The organism is Roseobacter sp. (genome assembly GCF_024639605.1).
GTDB lineage: Bacteria > Pseudomonadota > Alphaproteobacteria > Rhodobacterales > Rhodobacteraceae > Roseobacter.
The window spans coordinates 1-23,362 of the sequence record NZ_JAHEHZ010000026.1 but is presented as its reverse complement, the minus strand read 5'-3'; the positions used below and the strand labels follow the sequence as shown (position 1 = coordinate 23,362).

Genomic DNA, 23,362 nt, shown 5'->3' with positions numbered 1-23,362 from the left:
TCTCATGTTGCGGGGTGTGGAACGGTCTGTTACATCACCGCTGATTTCGACGTCTTGACTAGTTTCAAGCCGCGCCAACATGCCTGGTGACGCGAATAATTCGCACATCCGGGGCCAGAACATCGGAAGGGTGGACGTGTCAGAACCAGCTTCGATTTCCACAAGCATCGCTGCGCGTTATGCGACCGCAGTCTATGATATCGCAAAAGACGGCGGCACCGTAAAAGCACTCGAAGCAGACATCGACGCGCTGCAGGCGGCAATGAACGACAGCGAGGATTTCCGGACCCTGATCCACTCGCCCATCTACACCCGCGAAGAACAGGCCGGAGCGATCACCGCGATCGCATCGAAAATGAACCTGACAGACACGATGGCGAACACACTGGCGCTCATGGCGCAGAAACGCCGCCTCTTTGTTGTGCCACAGCTGCTTTCCACGCTGCGCGATATTATCGCCGCAGAAAAGGGCGAAGTGACCGCAGAGGTCGTCTCCGCCAAAGCGCTGACCAAAGCGCAATCCGAGAAACTCGCCAAAACGCTCAAAGCCTCTACAGGCAAAGACGTGACACTGAATGCGACCGTTGATGAAAGCCTCATCGGCGGTCTCGTCGTTAAAGTTGGTTCGCGTATGATCGATACCTCGATCCGCGCGAAACTGAATTCCCTCCAGAATGCAATGAAAGAGGTCGGATAAATGGGTATCCAAGCAGCAGAAATTTCTGCGATCCTGAAGGACCAGATCAAGAATTTCGGCCAGGAAGCCGAAGTGGCCGAAGTGGGCCGGGTGCTCTCCGTCGGTGACGGTATTGCGCGCGTCTATGGTCTGGACAACGTGCAGGCCGGTGAAATGGTCGAATTCCCCGGTGGTATTCAGGGCATGGCGCTGAACCTTGAGGCCGACAACGTCGGCGTCGTGATCTTCGGCTCCGACCGCGACATCAAAGAAGGCGACACCGTCAAGCGTACCAACTCGATCGTGTCCGTGCCTGCCGGTGACGAGCTGCTTGGCCGCGTTGTGGACGGCCTTGGAAACCCCATCGACGGCAAGGGGCCGATCAACGCCTCCAAATCGCTTGTCGCAGACGTCAAAGCACCGGGCATCATCCCGCGTAAATCCGTGCACGAGCCGATGGCCACCGGCCTGAAAGCCGTGGACAGCATGATTCCGATTGGCCGCGGCCAGCGGGAACTGATCATCGGTGACCGTCAGACAGGCAAAACCGCCGTCGCACTTGACGCGATCCTCAACCAGAAATCCTACAACGATGCCGCCGGCGACGACGAGAGCAAAAAGCTCTACTGCGTTTATGTGGCCATCGGCCAGAAACGTTCGACCGTTGCCCAGCTCGTGAAAAAGCTCGAAGAGACCGGTGCGATTGAATACTCCATCGTCGTTGCCGCGACGGCGTCTGAGCCTGCGCCTATGCAGTTCCTCGCACCTTACTCGGCGACGGCCATGGCCGAGCACTTCCGCGACAACGGTCGCCACGCGCTGATCGTCTATGATGACCTGTCCAAACAGGCTGTTTCCTATCGCCAGATGTCGCTGCTGCTGCGTCGCCCGCCCGGTCGTGAAGCCTATCCCGGCGACGTCTTCTATCTTCACTCCCGTCTGCTCGAACGCTCCGCGAAACTGGGTGATGATGCAGGAAACGGCTCGCTGACAGCTCTGCCAATCATCGAAACGCAGGGCGGCGACGTGTCGGCCTTTATTCCGACCAACGTGATTTCGATCACTGACGGCCAGATCTTCCTTGAGACGGAACTCTTCTATCAGGGTGTCCGCCCTGCGGTGAACACCGGTCTGTCTGTGTCGCGTGTCGGATCTTCGGCTCAGACATCTGCGATGTCTTCGGTTGCCGGTCCGGTGAAACTGTCGCTCGCGCAGTATCGCGAAATGGCGGCTTTTGCTCAGTTCGGCTCTGATCTTGATGCCTCTACCCAGCAGCTGCTGGCCCGCGGTGCCCGCCTGACCGAGCTGATGAAGCAGCCTCAGTATTCCCCGCTGACGAACGCCGAGATCGTCTGTGTGATTTTTGCAGGTACCAACGGCTTCCTCGACAAGGTCGCAGTCAAAGACGTCGGCCGTTTCGAAACCGGTCTGCTGAACCACATGCGTTCCAAGCACAAGGACGTGCTGGACTGGATCACCGATGAGGACCCGAAAATCAAAGGCGATGCAGCAGATAAACTCAAAGCTGCGATCAGCGAATTCGCCTCTGACTTCGCTTAAGAGGTAGGCCCATGCCCAGTCTTAAGGACCTTAAAAACAGGATCGAGTCGGTCAAATCGACCCGCAAGATCACCAAGGCCATGCAGATGGTTGCCGCGGCGAAACTGCGCCGCGCGCAGGAAGCAGCCGAGATGTCGCGCCCCTATACCGAGCGCTTCAACGCGGTGATGTCCAATCTGGCGGCATCGGTGGGCGGGTCAGATTCCGCCCCCCGCCTGCTCAGCGGTACCGGCAGCGACAAGGTACAGTTGCTGATCGTCATGACCTCCGAGCGCGGCCTTTGCGGTGGCTTCAATGCCAACATCGCCAAAAAGGCCAAAACCCACGCGAAAAAGCTGCTTGCGGAAGGCAAAGAGGTCAAAATCCTGACCGTCGGCAAAAAAGGCCGCGACCAGCTTAAGCGTGAGTACAGCAAACACTTTGTCGGTCACGTGGATCTGACAGAGGTCAAACGCGTCGGCTATGCGGATGCGCAGGGCATCGCCAAAGATATCCTTGCGCGCTTTGATGCCGGTGAATTTGACGTGGCCACGATCTTTTACGCAAAGTTTGAGAACGTCGTCAGCCAGATCCCGACGGCACAGCAGATCATTCCGGCGGATTTCGAAGAGCCGGAGGCCGATGAAGCCTCAACACTCTTTGATTACGAGCCCGATGAAGAAGCGATACTCGCGGACCTGCTGCCACGCGGCGTGGCAACCCAGATATTCTCAGCACTGCTGGAGAACGGCGCTTCCGAACAGGGTGCACGGATGTCTGCGATGGACAACGCCACGCGCAACGCGGGGGAGATGATCGAAGACCTCACGATCGAATACAACCGCTCGCGTCAGGCCGTCATCACCAACGAGCTGATCGAAATTATTTCCGGCGCGGAAGCGCTGTAGAACATACCGGAGAAACGACATGGCAAATGCCTCAGGCAAAATTACACAGGTCATCGGCGCGGTCGTCGACGTTCAGTTCGAGGATCACCTGCCGGAGATTCTGAACGCACTGGAAACCGAAAACCACGGTAACCGGCTGGTGCTCGAAGTGGCCCAGCACCTGGGCGAAAACACCGTCCGGACCATCGCAATGGACTCGACCGAAGGCCTGGTGCGCGGTCAGAAAGTGACCGACACCGACGGACCGATCTCGATCCCGGTGGGCAATGCGACCCTCGGCAGAATCATGAACGTCGTAGGCGAGCCTGTGGACGAAAAGGGCCCGGTCAACGCAGACGAGAAACGCTCCATCCACCAGCCGGCACCTGAGTTCGCAGAGCAGTCGACGACTTCCGAAGTGCTGGAAACCGGCATCAAGGTGATCGACCTGCTGGCCCCCTACGCGAAGGGCGGTAAAATCGGCCTCTTCGGCGGTGCGGGTGTTGGTAAAACCGTTCTCATTATGGAACTGATCAACAACATCGCAAAGGTGCACTCGGGCTATTCCGTGTTCGCCGGTGTGGGTGAGCGGACCCGTGAAGGCAACGACCTCTACCACGAAATGATCGAATCCAACGTGATCGACCCCGAAAACCTCGAGAACAGCCAGGTGGCGCTGGTCTACGGCCAGATGAACGAGCCTCCCGGAGCCCGTATGCGCGTGGCATTGACCGGCCTGACACTGGCCGAGCAGTTCCGCGACCAGTCCGGTACCGATGTTCTGTTCTTCGTCGACAACATTTTCCGCTTCACGCAGGCCGGTTCCGAAGTGTCCGCCCTTCTGGGCCGTATCCCTTCAGCTGTGGGCTACCAGCCGACACTGGCCACCGACATGGGCCAGATGCAAGAGCGCATCACCTCGACCAAAGCGGGCTCTATTACGTCCGTGCAGGCCGTCTACGTGCCTGCGGACGACCTGACCGACCCTGCCCCTGCGACATCCTTTGCGCACCTTGATGCGACAACGGTTCTGTCCCGTGCGATCTCCGAGCTGGGCATCTATCCGGCGGTGGATCCTCTCGATTCCACATCACGTCTGATGGACCCTGCGGTTGTGGGTGAAGAGCACTATCAGGTGGCACGTGACGTTCAGGGGATCCTGCAGCGGTATAAATCACTTCAGGATATCATCGCGATTCTTGGCATGGACGAGCTTTCTGAAGAAGACAAACTCACCGTTGCCCGTGCGCGTAAAATCCAGCGTTTCCTCAGCCAGCCTTTCGACGTGGCCAAAGTCTTCACCGGCGCCGACGGCAAACAGGTGCCGCTCACCGAGACAATCGAAAGCTTCAAAGCGGTTGTGGCCGGCGACTATGATCACCTGCCCGAGGGCGCATTCTATATGGTCGGCGGCATCGACGAGGTGAAAGCCAAGGCCGAAAAAATGGCGGCAGACGCCGCTTAAGGAGCTCTGAGACATGGCAGATACAGTCCAGTTCGACCTCGTTTCTCCGGAACGGCTGCTTGCCTCTGCGCAGGTCACGTCCGTACAGATCCCCGGGGCCGATGGCGATATGACGGCGATGGCAGGCCATGCGCCCACCATTACCACGCTGCGCCCCGGTGTGCTGAGCGTGGAAGGCCCCGATGGCGCATCCGAGTACGTTGTGACAGGTGGTTTTGCCGAGATCAGTGCCGACAGCATTTCGGTGCTGGCAGAGCGTGCGATTGCCAAAGGTGATATGACCAGAGAGCATCACGAAGCGATGGTGAAAGAGGCCGAAGAGGCACTGAGCCGCGCTAAAGAGACTTTCGACAACGAGCCGGGCCCGGTGGATGACGCGGCCAAGCTGCTCGCCGACATGGTTGCCGTCGGTGATCACATCAGCGTCTGACATAACCTGCTGAAGAACCGAAAAGCCCCGCCTCAGTGCGGGGCTTTTTTGGTTTGGCGCGGTCAGACCCGGCAGAATTGCGGGTCATCAGATTGGTTCCATGGTGCTGCAGTTGTCCCGGTCTCGCAGCTACTGGCCTTCGCGCGCCTTTTTGCGCAGCCAGGACATGAACACCCGCTGACCCGGATGCATCCGCCCCGGAACAGTCACCAGGTGATACCCCAGACCGCGCTCGCGGAGGGCGACGAGCGGTTTGAGCTGCCCCGAGCGGATCTCCCGCTCGACCAGCGAGCCTGGTTGAAACGTTACGCCCAGACCCGCAACCGCCGCCGACAGCGTCAGATCATTGGTCGTGAGTGTGGTGACTTTGACCCTGTCGAGGTCAATCCCTTCCTGTTCAATGATCCGGCGTCGTTCCATAACATTGGAGTCGAGGAGCCAGGGCAGATCGATAAGATCAGAAACCTTCGTGACCACACGGTCTCCGATCAGATCCGGATGCGCCAGCGCAAGATACTGCGCTTCTGTCAGCAACTCAGCGTTAAGCCGCGGCCAGTCGCCCTCCCCATAGCGCACAGCCAGATCAAACCCGTCACGCCGCAGATCAACCAGTTCGGTACCCGGATTTATGTTGAGCCGAACCTCTGGGTGTTTTGCCCAGAAATCTCCGATCCGCGGCATCAGCCAACTGGCGGCAAAGGTCGGCGTCACGGTGATATTGAGTGGCCGGTTCGCGCCCTGCGTGCGCAGATCGTCAACGGCATCTGCAATGCTCTGAAAGCCCTCACTCAGACGCCCGGCGAGCACCAGTCCCGCCGCCGTCGGTGCAACGCCACGTCCTTGCCGGACCAGAAGGCTTTCGGAAAAATCTTCTTCGAGTGCGCGGACATGCTGGGCAATTGCAGCATGCGTCACGTTCAGCTCGCGGGCCGCCGCACTCAGGCTCTGGTGCCGTGAAGCAGCCTCAAATGCACGCAATGCCGCGAGCGAAGGAATTTTGGACCAATCCATATGTTAGCCTGACTTATATATTATCAGTCATACTGTTTTGCCTGAGGGCATGTATGTCGCTTATCAGGGGGTATACCGCGTAAATCAGGAGAGCAACATGTTCGGAATTCTTTCATCCACCTTCAGAACCGCAACCCGCGAGGATGTCTGGGGCCACCGGCACCACACGCCTGAGGATGCGGGCCTTCTGGCAGAAGCCGACCGGCGCAGCAAAAAGAGAGGCTTCCACTGGCGGGCACCGACCACCAGGGTTCGCCGCTGAGCACGACGCAAGCGCGACAAGGGGCAGACAGGTCCCTTGTCACGTCACTGCTTGAGCCCGCCGCACAATGCTCCTATCAACACTCCGGTATGTGTCGGAGCATCTCAGTCAGGAGCGCAGGAAATGCACAAAACCGTTGTTAACAGCTGGAATGAATGGGATCCGCTCCGCCACGTGATCGTGGGGCGGGCGGATGACTGCCATATCCCGCCCGCAGAACCTGCGCTGGAGGCCAAGGTGCCCGAAGACAGCGACATGCGCGGCCAGTGGGGCCGGCGTCCGCAGGAAACCATCGACCGCGCTAATGAGCTGCTCGACACTTTTGCCGGACAGCTTCAGGCGCGCGGCATCCGCGTCGACCGGCCCGTGCCAATCGATCATGCGCTGCCTGCCACCACGCCCGATTTTCACACGGACAGTCAGTTTGGCTGTATGCCCCCGCGCGATGTTTTGCTGACCGTGGGCTCGGAGATGCTGGAGGCGACGATGTCCTATCGCTGTCGCTGGTTTGAATATCTGAACTACCGGCCGCTGATGCAGAAATATTTTGAGGAAGACCCGAAGTTCCGCCATGAAAGCGCGCCGAAACCGCGGCTGACGGATGCGGACTATCACCCTGATTACCTCAGCGACAAAATCGGCGTGGAAAAGCGGCTGCAATGGGCCGCAGAGAAGTTTTTCGTCACGACCGAGGAGGAGCCGCTTTTCGACGCCGCTGACGTGCTGCGGTTCGGGCGTGATCTGGTGGTGCAACATGGGTTCACTACCAATCTCAAGGGTATTGAGTGGCTGCGCCGGCACTTCCCGGACCACCGTGTGCATGCGGTGAACTTTCCGGGCGATCCCTATCCGATCCATATCGACGCGACATTCACGCCACTGCGTCCTGGCCTGATCCTCAACAATCCGCAGCGTCGCCTTCCGTCAGAGCAGCGGGATATGTTTGAGAAAAACGGTTGGGAAATTGTGGATGCTGCACAGCCCGCGCATAATCAGCCGCCGCCGCTGTGCTATTCATCCGTCTGGCTCAGTATGAACGTGCTGGTGCTCGACCCGAAGACAGTCTGCGTCGAGAAATCGGAAGTGTATCAGGCCGAACAGATGGACAAGCTGGGTATGGAAGTTGTCGAAGTGGAACTGCGCGACGCCTATGCCTTTGGTGGTGGGCTGCACTGCTGCACGGCGGATGTATATCGTGAAGGAACCTGTGAAGATTATTTTCCGCATCTGTGATGCCGGGCCGGGAAAGGAACGGGGCTTTTGTTCGCTGATAAACGCAAACTGACGACTGTCTTCGAGTGGCTGGGCTCCGGCCTCGCCATTCTTTATGCGATGCTGATTGCTTCGAACACGGGCAATGAAATTACCGGCTTTGCTTTGCTTCTGGTCTCGGCGCTGCTCTTTGCGGCATGGGCCGTGATCGACCGCCGCTGGGCTTTTCTGATCCTGCAGTTTTTCTATGCATCATCAGCGATTATCGGACTGATCCGCTGGTCCTGACCAGCTCAGTTCGGTGATCGCTTACTCGGCAGCGTACATACCATCGTATATCGGGCTCAGTGTTTCGGCCTCAAAGAGCGACGAGACAGAAGTGCCGTTCCAGATGTTCAGGATCGCCTGAGCGAAGACCGGCGCAGTCGGCACAACACGGATATTATGCGCGGCCTTAACCTCGTCGGTCGGTGCAATCGTATCTGTGATCACCAGCGACTTCATCACCGAACCGGTGACCCGCTCCACCGCAGGGCCTGACATGACACCGTGGGTGATATAGGAGTGCACTTCCTTCGCGCCGTTGTCCATAAGAACCTCGGCCGCCTTGCAAAGCGTACCGGCAGTATCGCACATATCGTCCACAATGAGGCAAGTTTTACCGGTCACATCGCCGATCACTGTCATTTCTGCAACCTCACCGGGTTTTTCGCGCCGCTTATCAACGATCGCGAGTGGTGAGTTGATGCGCTTGGCAAGTTCGCGCGCCCGGGCCACACCGCCGACATCGGGTGAAACCACCATCAGCTCTCCCATCCGGTCTTTGAACTCTGTTTTGATATCCAGCGCGAAGATCGGCGAGGCGTATAGGTTGTCAACCGGGATGTCGAAGAACCCCTGGATCTGCGCAGCATGCAGATCCATCGTCAGAACCCGTTCAATGCCTGTGCCGACGAGCATATTGGCCACAAGCTTGGCGGTAATCGGCGTGCGCGCCTTGGTGCGACGGTCCTGACGGGCATAGCCGAAATAGGGCAGTACCGCCGTCACACGTGCAGCAGACGACCGGCGCAGCGCGTCAGCCATGATCAGCAGCTCCATCAGATTATCGTTCGCCGGGTTCGACGTGGATTGCAGGATGAACATATCCTCGCCGCGCACGTTCTCGAAAACCTCGACGAATATCTCGCCATCATTGAACCGCTCGACGCGGGCATCAACGAGACCCACCTGCATGCCCCGGTGCATCGACATGCGCCTTGCGATGGCCTGGGCCAGCGGCATATTTGCGTTTCCGGAGATCAGTTTCGGTTCTTGATGCTGAGGCATAAGGGCAGGTCCTGGACAGCGGCACGCAATGTGACAGATTCGTGATGTTGACACCACCTAACACGGCCTTACCAATCGGCAAAGAACCACACCGCATCAGGGAGCCCGAAATGGCGCATATCGACCTCTTTTTTTCGACGATCTCTCCATACGCCTACCTTGCCGGGAACCGGGCTGAAAAAGTCGCCGAAAAACATGGTGCAACGATCACGTACAAACCGCTCGATGTACTGGCACTTTTTGCGCGCACCGGTGGGACGCCGCCAAAAGACCGGCACTTCAGCCGGATCGATTACCGCGCTCAGGAACTGGTGCGCCAGGCAAAGAAAGCCGACATGCCGTTCAATCTCAAACCTGCCCACTGGCCGACCAATCAGGCGCCGTCATCCTATGCGGTGATCGCCGCTCAGAATGCAGGCGGGGGAGACCTCAGCGGGCTGTGTCATGCACTGCTGCGTGCGTGCTGGGCGGAAGAGAAAAATATTGCTGAGGATGACGTGATCCGGGAGTGCCTTGCGGGGGCCGGCTTTGACCCGGCGCTGGCGGACAGCGGAATGCTGACCGGGGCCGAGACCTATGCCGCCAACCTCGATGAGGCCGTGGAGCGCGGTGTATTCGGTTCGCCCTTCTACATCACCGATGGGGACCAGAGGTTCTGGGGCCAGGACCGGATCGATGATCTCGACGCGCATCTCGCCGGCAGTTTGTGAGCCCTCAGGCCTTTTTTCGTACCTTCGGAGAGGGGCCACTCGCGGCGCTCGCCATTCACTGCACGCTGGGGCACTCCGGTGCCTGGCGCGGTGTCGGCGCAGCGCTGAGCTCACAGGTGACGCTCACCGCCTGCGATCTGCCGGGGCACGGCCGCAGCCCTGACTGGAACGGGCAGGGAGATTTTCACGACTTCTGTACCGGTCTTGCGCGGCCCTTTCTGGGCACGGGCGTCCATCTGATCGGACATTCTTTTGGCGCGACTGTCGCGCTGCGTCTGGCTGCGGAATCGCCACGCCTGGTGCGGAGCCTGACGCTTATCGAGCCGGTATGGTTCGTTGTGCTGGCTCAGGATAATCCCGCGGCTCTCGCCGCGCATGACGCGAACGCTGCTCCCTACAGCGAGGCCCTCAAAGCCGGCGACATGACGAAGGCTGCGCGCCTGTTCAACCGCGTCTGGGGCGACGTCACCCGCTGGGCTGACATTCCGCCGGCGGCTAAGGCCTACATGACCGACCGTATGCACCTGGTACCGGCGCAGTCGCCGATGATCTTTGATGACAGCCCCGGATTGCTGCGCCCCGGCAGGCTCGGACGGATCACAATGCCGGTGCTGCTGATGCGCGGGGCGCAAAGCCCGGACGTTACAGCGCACATTAACAGAGCTCTCGCGCATCGCCTGCCGGACGCGCGCGAGGTGACGATCGCGCATGCAGGTCATATGGCGCCAGTGACGCACCCACAGGATGTCGCCGATGCGATCGGATCACATATCGAGATGGCTGAGAAAGGTGTCGACCTGGTCTGAACTTACCGACCAGTCACAGACCAGACGTGCGGCCAGCATCTCGTCAGGGTCGTCGCCTTCCAGCGTGCCTTCCCAGATATAATACATCGCTCCCGCATCGTGCAGCGCCTGGTGAACGCGCCGGGGAAAGGCCGCGAAAATCATGTTGGCCTGCGGCTCATGCAGGAACTTCGCGCCGCGGTCACGCAGACCTGCCGCAAGCCGGCTGCAGCGCTCATTGGCCAGTGCTGCCGTCTCCAGCCACAACCCGTTTTCCAGATAACCCGCCATCTGCGCGGAAAGATACCGGTGTTTGGAGAAAAGATGCGCCCCGCGTTTACGACGCAACTCAAACTCCCAGGCTTTTGCGGGATCGAAAAGCACAACTGCTTCGACGCCGAGACAGCCGTTCTTTGTGCCGCCGAAGCTCACCACATCCACGCCCGATTTCCAGGTCATCTCCGCCGCTGAGCATCCCAGTGCCACCAGGGCATTGGCAAAGCGTGCGCCGTCCAGATGCACCGGCAGGTCGTGCTCGCGCGCAACGGCCGTGAGTGCCTGCAATTCCTGCAGGCTGTAGACCCCGCCGCGTTCCGTCACCTGGGTGATTGAGACCGGCCCGCGCTGGGGACCGTGCACGCCCCTGCTTTCTTCTGCGGCGATGCTCCGGCGCAGGTCATCGGGCTGTATTCTGTCACCGCCCGGCACCAGGGTCAGCTTGGCCCCTGCCGTGTAAAACTCGGGTGCGTTACATTCATCCTCATGGATATGCGCCACCGGCGAACAGAAAACCGTTTCAAACGGCCGGCAATAACAGGCAAGTGCCAGCGCATTGGCCGCAGTGCCTGTCGCGGCAAGATAGATGGCCGCGTCAGGTGCCTCAAAGATATCGCGGATCGTTTCGCGCACGCCTGCCATGATCGGATCATTGCCATAGGGCAGGGCGAACCCCTCGTTGGCAGCTGTCACATGGTGCATCACCTGCGGATGCGCAGGCCCCGCATTGTCAGAGGCAAAAAACATCAGACGGGCTCCTCAATTACGTATTCTTCCCACTCTTCTTCAGGGATATCGAACTCACTCAGCGTCATGCCGCGCACCGACACTCCTGCATCATGGACCGACTGCGCGGTGCCGCTGATCAACGGGTGCCAGTCGGGCAGAGGCTTTTTCTGCCAGAGCAACCGGTAAGCGCAGGTCTCAGGCATCCAGTAGGCATGCGTGTCCAGATTATCCGGCCGCAGAACGATGCAGTCTGGCACAAAGTGGTGGCGGATCTCGTATTGCGAGCAGCGGCAACTTTCGTCATCCAGCAGGCGACAGGCGATACGCGTCAGAGCCACTTCGCCGCTGTCCTCGTCTTCGAGCTTGTTCAGGCAGCACTTTCCGCACCCGTCGCAGAGCGCCTCCCATTCCTTTTTGTTCATTTTTTTCAGTGGCTTGCGCTCCCAGTAGCGGTCGCGCAGGCCGGTGCGGCTGATCGGATCTTTCATAGGGCAGCCAGGATCGCGCGGGCGCGTTCGCTGTCGGCATCCATCTGCGTGATCAGTGCCTCAAGGCTGTCGAATTTCTCCTCCGGCCTCAGGTGCTCGATCAGTGCGACAGACAACTGTGCGCCATAGATGTCACCGGTGAAATCAAAAATGAAGGTCTCAAGGTTGGGGCGGTTTTCTCCGAACATTGGTCGCACGCCGATGGAGGCCACGCCGTGATAACTGCCGGCACGGGGCCCGCTGAGCACGTCGACAAGCACTGCATAGACGCCAAAGGCCGGTGGATGCAGCCCGTCTATCGACATATTGGCAGTGGGGTACCCAAGCTCGCGCCCGCGCTGTTCGCCACCGATCACCGGGCCTTCAATGCGGTGCCAGTGACCCAGCATGGCGGCGGCTTCGCGGGGCGCACCCTCGGTCAGTGCGCGCCGGATCGCGGTTGAAGAGATGGTCATATCCGAGCGTTCAATCAGATCGGCTATGGTGACGCCGAAGCCCATCTTTTCGCCGAAAGCGGCAAGATCCTGTGCCGTGCCGGAACGCCCTTTGCCAAAACAGAAATCGGCTCCGATGATCACATGGCTCAGACCAAAGCCATCCGCGATCACCCGCTGCGCGAAATCCTCAGGCGCGAGGGCGGCCAGTGCGGCGTTGAAATTCAACTCAAAGAGATATTCCACCCCAAGTTTTTCCAGGCGGCTGGCGCGGGCCTCACGACTCATCAGACGAAAAGGCGGCGCGTCAGGGGCGAAAAAGACACGCGGGTGCGGCTCAAATGTCAGAACGCCCAGAGGGGCGGCGGGTGCAACCTCGCGGGCAAGCGCAATAACGGACTGGTGCCCGAGATGCACACCGTCAAAATTCCCGATCGCAGCGCTCGCGCCGCGGTCTTTGGGGTCAACAAACTGATAATCCCGGAGGGTCTTCATCCGCCTTGGGTAGCCTCAGGGCGCGCGGCGCGCAAGCCGTGGCACGCGTTTTGGCCTGCCGTCCGTCCGGGCCTGGTGCCGGATCAGTCGAATTTCCGCGAAGGGGCCAGAACAGTTGCCTCACCTACGAGCACCTTTTTGCCATCAACAGAGCAAAGGCAATCCATCCGCACACGGCGCCTGGCGGGATCGATGTCTGTCACGGTGACTTCGGCATGTACCAGATCGCCCGGGCGCACAGGCGCGAGAAACCGCAGTGACTGCCCAAGATACACAGTTCCATGCCCGGGCAGTTGTTCGCCGATGACAGCAGAGATCAGACCCGCGGTCAGCATCCCGTGCGCGATCCGCCCTTCGAAAATCGTGTCACGCGCATAATCATCATCAAGGTGTACCGGATTGTGATCGGTCGAGATCTGCGCAAACATCTCGATGTCCTGGTCGGTGACCACTTTCCTGAGCGCGCGGGACATGCCCATTTCGATGTCTTCGATGCAGATCGTACCGCGGAGCAGATTATCCAGCATTGTCATTCTTCCGGTAATTTTCTGACGTTTGAATCACAATAGTTGAAATTTAATTACTTTGCAAACGCAGAAAATTAAAGAGACCCGATGTCAGCGCAGGTGACCGATTGTATAGGTCGGGCTGGACATTTCCTTTTCCAGATAGGCGTTCAGCGCCTCAGTGTCGGGCTGCTGCGATGTCCTTGTCTCCGACGCCGCCAGACCACCGGAAATAAAAAGCGAATCAAGGTCTTCCCCCATCGCACCGGCGATGTCCGTCAGAATACCATCGCCGATCGCCAGAATGCGGCTGTCAGGCACATCTGAGCCCAGTTCTGCCAGTCTGCGGCGCGCCAGATCATAAACCGGCGGATGCGGCTTGCCGAAATAGAGGCTTTCACCACCCATCTCCGTATAAAGCTGCGCCAGCGCACCGGCACACCATTCGCGCACGTCGCCCCGATCGACCACGATATCGGGATTAGCACACAGGAGTTTCAGCCCCCGCTGTTTGGCCAGCAGGAACTGCGGTCGCATCACAGCGGGGTCCGCGAGGCTGTCAAACGGGCCGGTGCAGACAATGCCTTCGGCGTCGTCAAGATCGACGCGCCGGATATCAGCCGGGTCTTCCAGAAGCTTCAGCGGTTCGAAAAACTTCAGGTCGGTGGGCGGTCCGATATGCCAGACTTTCTCGCCCACAGCGCCGCGGAACATCGCCGACCGCGCACTGTCACCGGAAGTCGCAATTGTGTCCCAGGCATCATCCGGCACCTCGAAGTGCAGCAGTTGCTTGCGCACGCCGGCACGCGGCCGGGGCGAGTTGGTGACCAGCACGACCTTACCGCCTCCCGCGCGGTACTCCTGCAACGCCGACACCGCGCCGGGCAGCGCCCTGACACCGTTGTGCACACAGCCCCAGAGATCGACGAAAAGCGCGTCGTACTGAGCAGAAACTTCGGACAGAGAACTGATAATTCGGGTCATGACGTTCTTTCATATCTGGTGGGTCGCATTGTCGGTCCTGTCAGGCAACATGGTATGCCTGCACGCTGTGTCCACGAGTGTGCAGGCGCCTGCACGACAGTTTTCAGTCCGGGTCGCCGTGAAGGCAACATGATCTGATCAGCCAGCCTTCGTCGTGATGGTGTTCAAGCACGATAAGGGACGTGCCTTCGCTCTGCGCATCACCTTCAGAAAACCGCAGAAGGCACCAGGCGAGTGCCCCGTCACAACCGGACCCGGTGACTGTGAAGGCTTTGTTACCGGCGTCGTCCACCCAGTCGCGGTGCAGCGTTTCAATTTCCCTGCGGCCGCTGGCCGACGGTCCGAAGGGCGAATGCAGTTGCGCATTCTCTGTGAAAAGCGCAGCACAGGCGGCCGCGTCTCCGCTGTTGTACGCGTGCTCCATTCTATCCAGAATGTGTCGTAGTTCGGTTTGAAAAGTCATCGCGCCCTCCGCTGCGCAAAGTATGGCACGCGGGGGCGCAACTGCACAGTATCCGTCAGACTTTGAGATTGGGGATAATCTGCTTTTTGCGGCTCATGATGCCGGGCAGCACGACCGTGTCGCCTTCAACCTGAACATCAAAACTTTTTTCCGCTACGGATTTAACCAGATCGTTGGGCACCAGCAGAGTGGCTTCCTCGTTGAGAATGTCGACAACGAAAAGCAGCACCTGATCCGCCCCGTCTGCCTCTGCCACGCCTGGCATTGCGTCCATCAGAGCGCCTTTGCGATCCAGAACCTGCCCGGGCGATGTCGTCTCGAGCACGGAGACCCGGAACTGTTTGCCTGCGATCCCGTATTCTTTGCTGTCCATCCGCAGCAGTTCAGCTTCGGTAAAGGCCGACACATCTGATTTCGCGGCGAACATTTCGGCGGCGTACTCTGAAATGTTCACGTCAAGATCCTGCGCCAGATCCCAGGCGATTGCCTTGTCTTCGTTGGTCGTGGTCGGGCTGCGGAACTCAAGCGTGTCCGACAGGATGCACGACAGCATCGCCCCCTTGATGCTCCGTGGCATCTGCGCCAGATCCTTGCCGATCATCTTCCACATGATCGTGGCGGTGCAGGCCAGCGGCTCGATGCGAATGTCGATCGGACCCTTCGTTTCCAGCCCCCCGACCAGTTTGTGGTGATCAATGATCGCCTGGATATCCGCGTCATTGATGTTTCCGGGCAACTCTGCGGGGTTGTTGGTATCCACGATCACGACGGGTGTACCCGCCGCCAGGCTGTCAATGATCTCAGGCTTCTCGAGATCCCAGCGTTCCAGCATGAAGAGCGCTTCGGTATTGGGCTCACCGAGCAGCACGGGCCTGGCCTCCGTGCCCTTGATCTGGTTGAGATACCAGGCCCAGATAATCGGGGAACCGGTGCTGTCGGTGTCCGGAGATTTATGGCCGAAAACAAGCGTTGTCATAAGTGTACTTTCAAAGGTGTTCGAATTCGCGGGCCTTATATCACGGGTGTCCGCGATGTCACCCCGGTCTCCTGAACTCAGGCGGGCGGGACGCAGGGCTTGCACCCGCGGGCTGGCCCGGGCCAGACTGCACCTGCAGCAAAATCCGGATATGGTGCCGATGAGCAAACCCCGCGAAACCGATCTTTACCCGCCCGTCAAAGCTTTTCTGGAGGACCAGGGCTATACAGTGAAGGCTGAGGTCGGAGCGGTTGACGTGATGGCAGTCCGGGGCGGTGAGCCGCCGGTCATTGTTGAACTGAAACTGGGGTTTTCGCTGGCGCTTTTTCATCAGTGCGTGGCTCGGCTTTCAAGCTCTGATGATGTCTATATGGCGGTGGCGCGTCAGCCGGGGAAGCGGTTTGCGCGGGCGCTGAAGGAGAATAAAGCGCTCGCCCGGCGACTGGGGCTTGGCCTGATTACGGTGCGGGTGAAAGATGGTCTGGTTGAGGTTCATTGCGATCCCGGACCCTTCGCGCCGCGCAGATCCGCAAGGCGCCGGGATGCGCTGTTGCGCGAATTTGCCCGCCGGTCCGGGGATCCCAATGAGGGCGGGCAGACCCGGGCCGGTCTGGTGACAGCGTACCGTCAGGACGCTCTGAAGCTCGCGCTTTTTCTCTATGAAGCGGGCGCAAGTAAAGGCTCGGATGTCGCGCGTGAGACCGGTGTGGCGCGGGCGACGCGCATTATGGCCGATGATCACTACGGCTGGTTTGAACGTGTGGAAAAAGGCATCTACGGGCTCAGACCCGCAGGTGCACAAGCAGTCGCGGCCTCAGGCCGCATCCTCGGCGCAGATTGATCAGGAAACGCTGAAATTTTTCCGGTTCGTGTGGTTGACACGCACTGCCGGCTTGCCTAGCTATGCGCCGTTAGCACTCACACCATCCGAGTGATAACGGCGGCGCGGCGCTGAAACATCAGACCGGTCGTCAGGGAGAAACTTTGAGCCTTAAGGAGCTACAAAGATGGCATTGAAACCGCTTCATGACCGCGTGCTGGTAAAGCGCACCGAAAGCGAAGAGAAAACTGCTGGCGGGCTGATCATCCCCGAAAGCGCAAAGGAAAAGCCCTCCGAGGGTGAAGTTGTTGCCTGCGGCGAAGGTGCACGCAAGGACAGCGGCGAGCTGATCGAAATGGCTGTGAAGCCAGGCGACAAGATCCTGTTCGGCAAATGGTCCGGCACCGAGGTAACCCTCGACGGTCAGGAAATGCTGATGATGAAAGAAAGCGACATTATGGGGATCATTGAGTAAGCTACCGCGCTGCTCTGATCCTTCGCTTCAACGCAATTCTCAAGAGGAGAAAACAAGATGGCAAAAGAAGTCAAATTTGACACAGATGCCCGCAACAAAATGCTCAAGGGTGTGAACATCCTGGCAGACGCGGTCAAAGTCACGCTGGGCCCGAAAGGCCGCAACGTGGTTCTGGACAAATCCTTCGGCGCACCGCGCATCACCAAAGACGGTGTGTCCGTGGCCAAGGAAATCGAACTGGAAGACAAGTTCGAGAACATGGGCGCGCAGATGGTCAAAGAAGTGGCCAGCCGCACCAACGACGAAGCCGGCGACGGCACCACCACAGCGACCGTTCTGGCGCAGGCGATTGTCAAAGAAGGCATGAAATCTGTCGCAGCCGGCATGAACCCGATGGACCTCAAGCGCGGCATCGATCTGGCGACCGTCAAAGTCGTCGAAGCGATCAAAGCGGCTGCGCGCGAAGTCAACGACAGTGCAGAAGTCGCACAGGTCGGCACTATTTCTGCGAACGGCGAAGCCGAAATCGGTCAGCAGATCGCGGACGCGATGCAGAAGGTTGGCAACGAGGGTGTTATCACCGTCGAGGAAAACAAAGGCCTGGAGACAGAAACCGATGTTGTCGAAGGCATGCAGTTCGACCGCGGCTACCTGAGCCCCTACTTTGTCACCAACGCTGACAAAATGACCACGGAGCTGGAAGACTGCATCGTGCTGTTGCACGAGAAGAAACTGTCGTCGCTGCAGCCCATGGTGCCGCTCCTGGAGCAGGTCATCCAGTCGCAAAAGCCGCTTCTGATCATCGCAGAAGACGTCGAAGGCGAAGCGCTGGCAACTCTGGTTGTCAACAAACTGCGCGGTGGTCTGAAAATCGCGGCTGTAAAAGCACCCGGTTTTGGCGATCGTCGCAAAGCCATGCTGCAGGACATCGCGATCCTCACAGGTGGTCAGGTGATCTCCGAAGATCTCGGTATGAAGCTCGAGTCCGTGACCATGGACATGCTGGGCTCCGCCAAAAAAGTGCAGATCACAAAAGACGAGACAACCATCGTTGACGGTGCCGGCGAGAAAGCTGAGATCCAGGCGCGTGTTGCTCAGATCCGTACTCAGATTGAAGAGACCACATCCGACTACGACCGTGAGAAACTGCAGGAACGCGTTGCCAAACTGGCAGGCGGTGTTGCTGTGATCCGCGTCGGCGGCATGACCGAAGTCGAAGTGAAAGAGCGCAAAGACCGTGTCGATGATGCTCTGAACGCGACCCGCGCTGCCGTTCAGGAAGGCATCGTTGTCGGCGGTGGTGTGGCACTGGTTCAGGCCGGTAAGACACTTGAAGGCCTCACCGGTGCGAACAACGATCAGAACGTTGGTATTTCCATTGTGCGCAAAGCACTGGAAGCGCCCCTGCGTCAGATCGCTGAGAACGCTGGTGTCGACGGATCCGTTGTCGCGGGCAAAATTCGCGAGAGCGACGATCTGAAGTTCGGCTTCAATGCGCAGACCGAAGAATATGGCGACATGTTCAAATTCGGCGTGATTGACCCGGCCAAAGTCGTGCGTACAGCCCTTCAGGACGCGGCGTCTATCGCTGGCCTGCTGATCACAACCGAAGCGATGGTTGCTGATAAGCCTTCAAAAGAAGGCGCAGGCGGTGGCGGCGGTATGCCCGACATGGGCGGCATGGGCGGCATGATGTAAGCTGCCTGCTCGTCAGGATGAACACGAAGGCCCGCCTTTCCGGCGGGCCTTTTTCGTTTCATGCCGGCAGTTCAACAATCCGCGAATACGCCCCAAGCATTTCGAGCGCGCGCGAAAAGGTTTCGCCGGGGTTCTCCTTTACGAGATAGCCCGCGACATTCTGGCTGTAGGCCGACTGAATGTCCTGCGGCATATCCGATGTGGTAAAGACGAAAATTACCAGTCTCCTGAGCGTCGGATCAGCCCTGACCGCTTCGAGAAACTCCAGGCCGTTCATTCGCGGCATGTTCAGATCGAGGGTCACGATGAAGGGTGGAAGCGTCCCGTTCCCGTCGCCGGCGGCCATCTTCAGAATATCAAGCGCCTGTTGCCCGTCCTTGGCGACAAGCGTTTCGTTGACAATCTTCAGTTTCCTGAGTGCGCGCTTCATGGCCATGATGCTGATTTCATCGTCATCTACCAGCAGGAAGGTCGCTTCAACGGTCTTGTTGCGCACTCTTACTCTCCTTTGCAGCGGTGCTTCCGCTTGCCGGGACGTTGCCCGGTGATGGCATGCCGGGCGCTGTCACCACAGGTTGCCCGCCCGGTTTCAGGTCCCTCGCGTCTTCGCGGCACGCTTTGCCGAATTGATCCTCGCGGGAGACCGGTTGTTCCTGTTGCTCCATGCGACTGGCTGAAAGCAGGCGCCGCAATCTTCTCATCACCTTCTATAGCCCGTGCGGATTAATCCGGGATTAAAACGACCGTTTTCATTGCTGCGGCTGGCCTTTTGCGCGATACGCGTCGCCTCACAATTCAGTATATTGTAGCATTAACCGGGTGTTCAGAAGCGGCTGATACACCGGAGGCAGATATCTCCAAAGGGCTTCGGTCAATGCTTCCATCCGCTTCCACATCGACTGCACGTTCAAATACCAGCGATGAGAGTGAATTTCCCAGCTCCTCTGAATTTGAGGATTTTATCTATCTGATCAGTCACGACGTCCGCAATTCAGTCAGGGCTCTGATCGAGTTGCCGCAATGGATTTCGGACGACCTCGCTGAAGCGGGTATCAGGGTGGATGGTCAGGTCGCTGAGAGCATTGATCTGATGAACCAGCATACCGGTCGTCTGGACCGGATGCTTGTGGATTTGCTGACTTTCTCGCGTGTCGGCAGAATGCAGGATGTGGCCGACGTCAATCTCGATGATGCACTGACTGAAGTAACCGATGAGATCGGACTACCCTCAGATTTCAGGCTCTTGCGGGCACTTGAAGTGCCGTCAGTCCGTATGGGCGAAAGAGATATTCTGACCTTGCTTAACGCGCTTTTGTCCAATGCAATAAAACACCATGACAGGCAGTCAGGCAAAGTGGTGGTTGCGGCACACAAAGAGCGGAATATGATAATCCTGAGCTTTGCCGACAACGGTCCGGGTATTCCGAAAGCTTACCACGAACGTGTCTTCGGTGCGATGACCACACTGAGACCGCGTGACGAAGTTGAAGGGAGCGGTATGGGGCTTGCGATCGCCCGGAAAATCGCTCTGCGGTATCATGGCGGAATAGAGATTATCAGTGAGGCCGGGCGACGCGGCACGACCATGAAAGTCCGCCTGCCACTTTTGTGAGGCGCTGTCTCTGAGTGCAGGTCGGAAGCGAATACGAATTGTGGCCCGCCTCAGAACCATACACTTTACATGACAGCGTATGAAAAGCGGCAGCACCTGAGTATCTGCCCGGGCGCGACTGATCTGGGGGTGCCTGCCTAAACATCCTCAGCTTTTCCGGCACAAAACCTGCCCGGCCCGATCCATCCCGGCGTCGGCTCCACAATTATTATTCCGTTTTATCCCGGACCGGGATTGGGCGGCACGTGCCCGGGTCGCAACTCAAAACACGGGCCCTGCCTCAGGCGGAGCACATATGAGGCAGTTGGCGCGTACTCTTCCAGGCGATATTCAAGCGTATGCAGCTGATTCTCCTTACCTGTGCGACTATGACGGCCTTTGCGGCAAACTCGGTGCTGACACGCATGGCTGTCGACGGGGGGCACATCGGACCGACAGACTTCGCTTTGCTCAGGGTTCTTTCCGGTGCTCTTGTGCTCTGGCTCATCGTATTGGTACGGCGGACCTCACTTCCGCTGTTCCGTATGCGCCGGCTGTTCGGTGCGCTCAGCCTCACGGTCTATATGATCGGATTTTCACTTGCTTACATAACGCTAGATGCTGGCCTCGGTGCGCTTATCCTCTTCGGCGTCGTCCAGATTTCAATGTTCCTGCACGGTGCTGTCACTGCAGCAGGGCCGTCAAAACGGCAGATTGCAGGCGCGTCGGTCGCCTTTTGCGGCCTGCTGCTGGCCCTCTGGCCCGGACCGGGCGGTCGTGCGGACCCGACGGGTGCGCTATTTATGGTATTGGCCGGGCTGGGCTGGGCGGCCTACACCATCGGCGGTCGAGCCCGCGGGGATCCCCTTGCCGCGACCGGTGCAAACTTCATCCTGTGCTTTCCGGCCCTGCTGCTTATTTCCGGGCTGCCCGGTGATGTGACGCCGGTCGGCTGGATTCTCGCTGTTCTGTGCGGCGGTCTTACTTCCGGTCTGGGCTATGCGCTGTGGTATCAGGTTCTGCCATTGCTGCAACAAAGCGTGGCGGCGGTGGTGCAACTGAGCGTGCCGGTTATCGCGATCGCCGGCGGGGCCGTGCTGCTGCGTGAACCGGTGCCGCTGATCGTGGTTCTTGCCGCCGTGCTCGTGCTCAGCGGAATTGCACTCGCTGTTACATCACGATCGTCTCAAGCGGGTCATACCGCGCCCCGGCCGACGGACCAAAAGCCAGATCTCTGAGACTGTCCGGTTTGACCATCAAGCCGGCCAGTTCACCGGCATCAGCCCACAAATAACGGTTCACAATGGCTTCGGGGTCCTGCCAGCTGTCGGAAATCTCAGACGATCCGGACAGAGCGCACTGAAAGAATATCTCGACCTGATGAAACCCGCTTGCGGGATCATGAAACTCGTTCACCAGACAGGGCATGCCCACGGAAATGCGCAGACCGGTTTCCTCAAAAACCTCACGTGCAAGGTTCTCGGGCAGTGAACTGCCGGGTTCCACGCCGCCACCCGGTGCGCACATCAGCTCGCTTTTGTTGCCGGGCCAGGCGTTCACAAGAAGCACCCGGCCGGCATGAACGATTACCGCCCGGACCGCGAGGCGCGGCGTTTTCATGGCCATTCTGTTCACTTTCGATTAAATCGCGTCACGTCATTCTTTTGTAACGCGGCCTCTCGCCCTATCTCAATCCTGATGAAACATTTAACTCTTTTTCTTTTCGGGCTCTTTGCGCTCGCAGGCCCGGCGATGCCGGCCGGTACAAAGTGCGTGGTACTTCTGCACGGCCTCGCCCGTACCGAATTTTCATTTGCTCTGATGGAAGCTGCGCTCGAAGCCGAAGGATATAAGGTTGTGCGTCCTGGCTATCCGTCGACCACAGCTCCCGTGGATGAACTGGTGCGTCGGACAATACCCGATGCCGTGGCGCAATGCGGCACGCCTGGGCCGGTCGATTTTGTGACCCATTCGATGGGCGGCATCCTGGTGCGCCAGTGGGTGGCCGACATGAACCCCGACCAGCTGGGTCGGGTTGTGATGCTGGCCCCGCCTAACCGTGGCAGCGAGGTCGTCGACGCTTTCAATGACATTGAGGCTTTTGACTGGATCAACGGCCCTGCCGGCGGGCAGTTAGGCACGGGGCCGGGCTCTCTGCCACGCCGCCTGCCGCCCGCCACATTCGAACTCGGGGTGATTGCGGGGGACAGATCCCTCAACCCCTATTTCTCGTCGCTTCTGCCTGGTCGGGATGACGGAAAGGTGTCCGTAGCATCCACACGCCTTTCCGGCATGCGCGATCATATCGTTCTGCCTGTCACCCACACCTTTATGATGAATAATCCCCGGGTGATTGCTCAGACCGTTGAATTTCTGAAGACGGGACGGTTTGACCATTCCCTGAGCTGGCTTGATGCGGTACTCGATCAGCTCGGCTGTCCGGATGGCAGCTGTGTGCCGGACGTGGGAACATTCATTGGCAGACCTTAGACTGACAGGCGCAGACGTGCTCACACCCGAGGGTGTTCAGCAGGTGCCTTTGAGCATTGCGGGCGGCGTGGTTTCGGACGGGCATGTGGCACGCGAGGTCGATCTCTCGGGCTATCTGGTGCTGCCTGGGATCGTGGACATGCACGGCGACGGGTTCGAGCGCCATCTGGCCCCCCGACGGGGTGCAATGAAACAGATGGCCGAGGGGCTGATCGCGACCGAAGCCGAACTCGCGGCCAACGGGATCACCACTGCCGTCCTGGCGCAGTTCGCCAGCTGGGAAGGCGGCATACGCAGCCCCGAGTTTGCCAATACAGTGCTCAGTGCTTTACGTGACACCGCACCCTCTCTTGCCACGGACATCCGCGGGCAGCTCAGGTTTGAGATCTCGCAGCTCGATCTCTATGACGATCTGCCCGCGAAAATCGCGGAGTGGCAGGTGGGATATGTGGTTTTCAACGACCATCTGGCGCATGACCGGCTGAGGGAAGGACGCAGGCCGCCCGGGCTGGTAGGGCAGGCGCTGAAAGCTGCCCGCAATCCCGAAGTGCATCTTGAAATGCTGCAGAACCTGCATGCCGGCATGGCGCAGGTGCCTGCCGCACTGGATACCCTGTGCGCCGCACTTGCA

Annotated in this window: 27 protein-coding genes and 1 pseudogene; 17 read left to right on the top strand and 11 right to left on the bottom strand. The window is 59.0% G+C overall.

Annotated features, from left to right (window positions below):
• Positions 1-136: 136 nt before the first annotated feature.
• From Q0M35_RS05540 to Q0M35_RS05520, 5 genes are read left to right on the top strand one after another with little or no spacing between them, the layout of a single operon-like run.
• A complete protein-coding gene (locus Q0M35_RS05540; protein ID WP_295313224.1) occupies positions 137-697 on the top strand; it encodes a F0F1 ATP synthase subunit delta in 561 nt (186 codons plus the stop codon).
• Positions 698-2,236 (top strand): F0F1 ATP synthase subunit alpha, encoded by a 1,539-nt coding sequence (gene atpA / locus Q0M35_RS05535; RefSeq protein WP_295313223.1) that lies wholly within the window; start codon positions 698-700, stop codon positions 2,234-2,236.
• Positions 2,237-2,247: 11 nt separating this feature from the next.
• Complete coding sequence (locus tag Q0M35_RS05530) at positions 2,248-3,123, top strand: F0F1 ATP synthase subunit gamma (RefSeq protein ID WP_169641477.1); 876 nt, start codon at positions 2,248-2,250, stop codon at positions 3,121-3,123.
• Between the two features lie 19 nt (positions 3,124-3,142).
• Positions 3,143-4,567: a F0F1 ATP synthase subunit beta gene (gene atpD / locus Q0M35_RS05525; protein WP_295313222.1), complete on the top strand. Its 1,425-nt coding sequence runs from the start codon at positions 3,143-3,145 to the stop codon at positions 4,565-4,567.
• A gap of 13 nt (positions 4,568-4,580) precedes the next feature.
• Positions 4,581-4,997 (top strand): F0F1 ATP synthase subunit epsilon, encoded by a 417-nt coding sequence (locus Q0M35_RS05520; RefSeq protein ID WP_295313221.1) that lies wholly within the window; start codon positions 4,581-4,583, stop codon positions 4,995-4,997.
• A gap of 129 nt (positions 4,998-5,126) precedes the next feature.
• On the opposite strand, the gene Q0M35_RS05515 is transcribed toward Q0M35_RS05520, so the two are convergent.
• Positions 5,127-6,008 (bottom strand): LysR family transcriptional regulator, encoded by an 882-nt coding sequence (locus Q0M35_RS05515; RefSeq protein WP_295313220.1) that lies wholly within the window; start codon positions 6,006-6,008, stop codon positions 5,127-5,129.
• A gap of 97 nt (positions 6,009-6,105) precedes the next feature.
• Here Q0M35_RS05515 and Q0M35_RS05510 point away from each other — a divergent pair, with 97 nt between their 5' ends.
• The 3 genes from Q0M35_RS05510 to Q0M35_RS05500 all read left to right on the top strand — a co-directional run bounded on the left by Q0M35_RS05510 (position 6,106) and on the right by Q0M35_RS05500 (position 7,770).
• On the top strand, positions 6,106-6,270 hold the full coding sequence (locus Q0M35_RS05510; RefSeq protein ID WP_295313219.1) for a hypothetical protein: 165 nt from the start codon (positions 6,106-6,108) through the stop codon (positions 6,268-6,270).
• 123 nt (positions 6,271-6,393) lie between these two features.
• Positions 6,394-7,503 carry a serine/threonine protein kinase gene (locus Q0M35_RS05505; protein ID WP_295313218.1) on the top strand — a complete coding sequence of 370 codons (1,110 nt, stop codon included), beginning with the start codon at positions 6,394-6,396 and terminating at the stop codon, positions 7,501-7,503.
• A gap of 27 nt (positions 7,504-7,530) precedes the next feature.
• A complete protein-coding gene (locus tag Q0M35_RS05500; RefSeq protein ID WP_295313217.1) occupies positions 7,531-7,770 on the top strand; it encodes a hypothetical protein in 240 nt (79 codons plus the stop codon).
• Positions 7,771-7,791: 21 nt separating this feature from the next.
• Here Q0M35_RS05500 and Q0M35_RS05495 read toward each other — a convergent pair whose 3' ends face one another.
• Positions 7,792-8,811 (bottom strand): ribose-phosphate pyrophosphokinase, encoded by a 1,020-nt coding sequence (locus tag Q0M35_RS05495; RefSeq protein WP_295313216.1) that lies wholly within the window; start codon positions 8,809-8,811, stop codon positions 7,792-7,794.
• 110 nt (positions 8,812-8,921) lie between these two features.
• On the opposite strand from Q0M35_RS05495, the gene Q0M35_RS05490 reads away from it, so the two are divergent.
• Both Q0M35_RS05490 and Q0M35_RS05485 read left to right on the top strand, forming a co-directional pair.
• Positions 8,922-9,521: a 2-hydroxychromene-2-carboxylate isomerase gene (locus Q0M35_RS05490; protein ID WP_295313215.1), complete on the top strand. Its 600-nt coding sequence runs from the start codon at positions 8,922-8,924 to the stop codon at positions 9,519-9,521.
• Positions 9,518-10,327, top strand: a complete 810-nt coding sequence (locus Q0M35_RS05485) for an alpha/beta hydrolase (RefSeq protein ID WP_295313214.1) — start codon at positions 9,518-9,520, stop codon at positions 10,325-10,327. Before Q0M35_RS05490 ends, Q0M35_RS05485 begins: the two co-directional genes overlap by 4 nt.
• On the opposite strand, the gene Q0M35_RS05480 is transcribed toward Q0M35_RS05485, so the two are convergent.
• The 7 genes from Q0M35_RS05480 to Q0M35_RS05450 all read right to left on the bottom strand — a co-directional run bounded on the left by Q0M35_RS05480 (position 10,286) and on the right by Q0M35_RS05450 (position 15,657).
• Positions 10,286-11,329, bottom strand: a complete 1,044-nt coding sequence (locus Q0M35_RS05480) for a beta-eliminating lyase-related protein (protein ID WP_295313213.1) — start codon at positions 11,327-11,329, stop codon at positions 10,286-10,288. The two genes, Q0M35_RS05485 and Q0M35_RS05480, sit on opposite strands and share 42 nt — an antisense overlap.
• Entirely contained in the window at positions 11,329-11,799 is a 471-nt protein-coding gene (locus Q0M35_RS05475) for a YcgN family cysteine cluster protein (RefSeq protein WP_295313212.1), read from the bottom strand. The genes Q0M35_RS05480 and Q0M35_RS05475 overlap by 1 nt, the downstream gene beginning before the upstream one ends.
• A complete protein-coding gene (locus Q0M35_RS05470) occupies positions 11,796-12,728 on the bottom strand; it encodes a bifunctional riboflavin kinase/FAD synthetase (RefSeq protein WP_295313211.1) in 933 nt (310 codons plus the stop codon). Before Q0M35_RS05470 ends, Q0M35_RS05475 begins: the two co-directional genes overlap by 4 nt.
• Before the next feature lie 83 nt (positions 12,729-12,811).
• Positions 12,812-13,255: a MaoC family dehydratase gene (locus Q0M35_RS05465; protein WP_295313210.1), complete on the bottom strand. Its 444-nt coding sequence runs from the start codon at positions 13,253-13,255 to the stop codon at positions 12,812-12,814.
• 90 nt (positions 13,256-13,345) lie between these two features.
• Positions 13,346-14,218, bottom strand: coding sequence for a TIGR01459 family HAD-type hydrolase (locus tag Q0M35_RS05460; protein WP_295313209.1), 873 nt, complete (start codon positions 14,216-14,218; stop codon positions 13,346-13,348).
• Between the two features lie 103 nt (positions 14,219-14,321).
• Positions 14,322-14,681: a nuclear transport factor 2 family protein gene (locus tag Q0M35_RS05455; protein WP_295313208.1), complete on the bottom strand. Its 360-nt coding sequence runs from the start codon at positions 14,679-14,681 to the stop codon at positions 14,322-14,324.
• Positions 14,682-14,736: 55 nt separating this feature from the next.
• Entirely contained in the window at positions 14,737-15,657 is a 921-nt protein-coding gene (locus Q0M35_RS05450) for a manganese-dependent inorganic pyrophosphatase (protein ID WP_295313207.1), read from the bottom strand.
• Positions 15,658-15,817: 160 nt separating this feature from the next.
• Here Q0M35_RS05450 and Q0M35_RS05445 point away from each other — a divergent pair, with 160 nt between their 5' ends.
• The 3 genes from Q0M35_RS05445 to groL all read left to right on the top strand — a co-directional run bounded on the left by Q0M35_RS05445 (position 15,818) and on the right by groL (position 18,650).
• Entirely contained in the window at positions 15,818-16,498 is a 681-nt protein-coding gene (locus tag Q0M35_RS05445; RefSeq protein ID WP_295313206.1) for a DUF2161 family putative PD-(D/E)XK-type phosphodiesterase, read from the top strand.
• Positions 16,499-16,664: 166 nt separating this feature from the next.
• A complete protein-coding gene (locus tag Q0M35_RS05440) occupies positions 16,665-16,952 on the top strand; it encodes a co-chaperone GroES (protein WP_169641459.1) in 288 nt (95 codons plus the stop codon).
• A gap of 57 nt (positions 16,953-17,009) precedes the next feature.
• Positions 17,010-18,650 carry a chaperonin GroEL gene (groL, locus tag Q0M35_RS05435; RefSeq protein ID WP_295313205.1) on the top strand — a complete coding sequence of 547 codons (1,641 nt, stop codon included), beginning with the start codon at positions 17,010-17,012 and terminating at the stop codon, positions 18,648-18,650.
• 58 nt (positions 18,651-18,708) lie between these two features.
• Here groL and Q0M35_RS05430 read toward each other — a convergent pair whose 3' ends face one another.
• On the bottom strand, positions 18,709-19,146 hold the full coding sequence (locus tag Q0M35_RS05430; RefSeq protein ID WP_295313204.1) for a response regulator: 438 nt from the start codon (positions 19,144-19,146) through the stop codon (positions 18,709-18,711).
• Between the two features lie 378 nt (positions 19,147-19,524).
• Between Q0M35_RS05430 and Q0M35_RS05425 the strand changes: the two genes are divergently transcribed.
• Both Q0M35_RS05425 and Q0M35_RS05420 read left to right on the top strand, forming a co-directional pair.
• Positions 19,525-20,262, top strand: coding sequence for a HAMP domain-containing sensor histidine kinase (locus tag Q0M35_RS05425; RefSeq protein ID WP_295313203.1), 738 nt, complete (start codon positions 19,525-19,527; stop codon positions 20,260-20,262).
• A 338-nt stretch (positions 20,263-20,600) separates the two neighbouring features.
• The gene (locus Q0M35_RS05420) at positions 20,601-21,479 is read left to right on the top strand and encodes a DMT family transporter (protein ID WP_295313202.1); all 879 of its coding nucleotides are present in this window, start codon (positions 20,601-20,603) and stop codon (positions 21,477-21,479) included.
• Here Q0M35_RS05420 and Q0M35_RS05415 read toward each other — a convergent pair.
• On the bottom strand, positions 21,412-21,861 hold the full coding sequence (locus Q0M35_RS05415) for an NUDIX domain-containing protein (RefSeq protein ID WP_295313201.1): 450 nt from the start codon (positions 21,859-21,861) through the stop codon (positions 21,412-21,414). The genes Q0M35_RS05420 and Q0M35_RS05415 overlap by 68 nt on opposite strands.
• Positions 21,862-21,993: 132 nt before the next feature.
• Between Q0M35_RS05415 and Q0M35_RS05410 the strand changes: the two genes are divergently transcribed.
• Positions 21,994-22,731, top strand: coding sequence for an alpha/beta fold hydrolase (locus Q0M35_RS05410; protein ID WP_295313229.1), 738 nt, complete (start codon positions 21,994-21,996; stop codon positions 22,729-22,731).
• Positions 22,718-23,362: pseudogene (locus tag Q0M35_RS05405) on the top strand (alpha-D-ribose 1-methylphosphonate 5-triphosphate diphosphatase); the annotation flags it as partial. The gene Q0M35_RS05410 and the pseudogene Q0M35_RS05405, both read left to right, overlap by 14 nt.

Excerpts from the sequence above, each read along its gene's own strand:
- atpA (WP_295313223.1), top strand. The coding sequence starts at position 698 with ATGGGTATCCAAGCAGCAGAAATTTCTGCGATCCTGAAGGACCAGATC.
- Q0M35_RS05530 (WP_169641477.1), top strand. The coding sequence starts at position 2,248 with ATGCCCAGTCTTAAGGACCTTAAAAACAGGATCGAGTCGGTCAAATCG.
- atpD (WP_295313222.1), top strand. The coding sequence starts at position 3,143 with ATGGCAAATGCCTCAGGCAAAATTACACAGGTCATCGGCGCGGTCGTC.
- Q0M35_RS05520 (WP_295313221.1), top strand. The coding sequence starts at position 4,581 with ATGGCAGATACAGTCCAGTTCGACCTCGTTTCTCCGGAACGGCTGCTT.
- Q0M35_RS05515 (WP_295313220.1), bottom strand. The coding sequence starts at position 6,008 with ATGGATTGGTCCAAAATTCCTTCGCTCGCGGCATTGCGTGCATTTGAG.
- Q0M35_RS05510 (WP_295313219.1), top strand. The coding sequence starts at position 6,106 with ATGTTCGGAATTCTTTCATCCACCTTCAGAACCGCAACCCGCGAGGAT.
- Q0M35_RS05505 (WP_295313218.1), top strand. The coding sequence starts at position 6,394 with ATGCACAAAACCGTTGTTAACAGCTGGAATGAATGGGATCCGCTCCGC.
- Q0M35_RS05495 (WP_295313216.1), bottom strand. The coding sequence starts at position 8,811 with ATGCCTCAGCATCAAGAACCGAAACTGATCTCCGGAAACGCAAATATG.
- Q0M35_RS05490 (WP_295313215.1), top strand. The coding sequence starts at position 8,922 with ATGGCGCATATCGACCTCTTTTTTTCGACGATCTCTCCATACGCCTAC.
- Q0M35_RS05480 (WP_295313213.1), bottom strand. The coding sequence starts at position 11,329 with ATGTTTTTTGCCTCTGACAATGCGGGGCCTGCGCATCCGCAGGTGATG.
- Q0M35_RS05475 (WP_295313212.1), bottom strand. The coding sequence starts at position 11,799 with ATGAAAGATCCGATCAGCCGCACCGGCCTGCGCGACCGCTACTGGGAG.
- Q0M35_RS05470 (WP_295313211.1), bottom strand. The coding sequence starts at position 12,728 with ATGAAGACCCTCCGGGATTATCAGTTTGTTGACCCCAAAGACCGCGGC.
- Q0M35_RS05465 (WP_295313210.1), bottom strand. The coding sequence starts at position 13,255 with ATGCTGGATAATCTGCTCCGCGGTACGATCTGCATCGAAGACATCGAA.
- Q0M35_RS05460 (WP_295313209.1), bottom strand. The coding sequence starts at position 14,218 with ATGACCCGAATTATCAGTTCTCTGTCCGAAGTTTCTGCTCAGTACGAC.
- Q0M35_RS05455 (WP_295313208.1), bottom strand. The coding sequence starts at position 14,681 with ATGACTTTTCAAACCGAACTACGACACATTCTGGATAGAATGGAGCAC.
- Q0M35_RS05450 (WP_295313207.1), bottom strand. The coding sequence starts at position 15,657 with ATGACAACGCTTGTTTTCGGCCATAAATCTCCGGACACCGACAGCACC.
- Q0M35_RS05445 (WP_295313206.1), top strand. The coding sequence starts at position 15,818 with ATGAGCAAACCCCGCGAAACCGATCTTTACCCGCCCGTCAAAGCTTTT.
- Q0M35_RS05440 (WP_169641459.1), top strand. The coding sequence starts at position 16,665 with ATGGCATTGAAACCGCTTCATGACCGCGTGCTGGTAAAGCGCACCGAA.
- groL (WP_295313205.1), top strand. The coding sequence starts at position 17,010 with ATGGCAAAAGAAGTCAAATTTGACACAGATGCCCGCAACAAAATGCTC.
- Q0M35_RS05425 (WP_295313203.1), top strand. The coding sequence starts at position 19,525 with ATGCTTCCATCCGCTTCCACATCGACTGCACGTTCAAATACCAGCGAT.
- Q0M35_RS05420 (WP_295313202.1), top strand. The coding sequence starts at position 20,601 with ATGCAGCTGATTCTCCTTACCTGTGCGACTATGACGGCCTTTGCGGCA.
- Q0M35_RS05415 (WP_295313201.1), bottom strand. The coding sequence starts at position 21,861 with ATGAAAACGCCGCGCCTCGCGGTCCGGGCGGTAATCGTTCATGCCGGC.
- Q0M35_RS05410 (WP_295313229.1), top strand. The coding sequence starts at position 21,994 with ATGCCGGCCGGTACAAAGTGCGTGGTACTTCTGCACGGCCTCGCCCGT.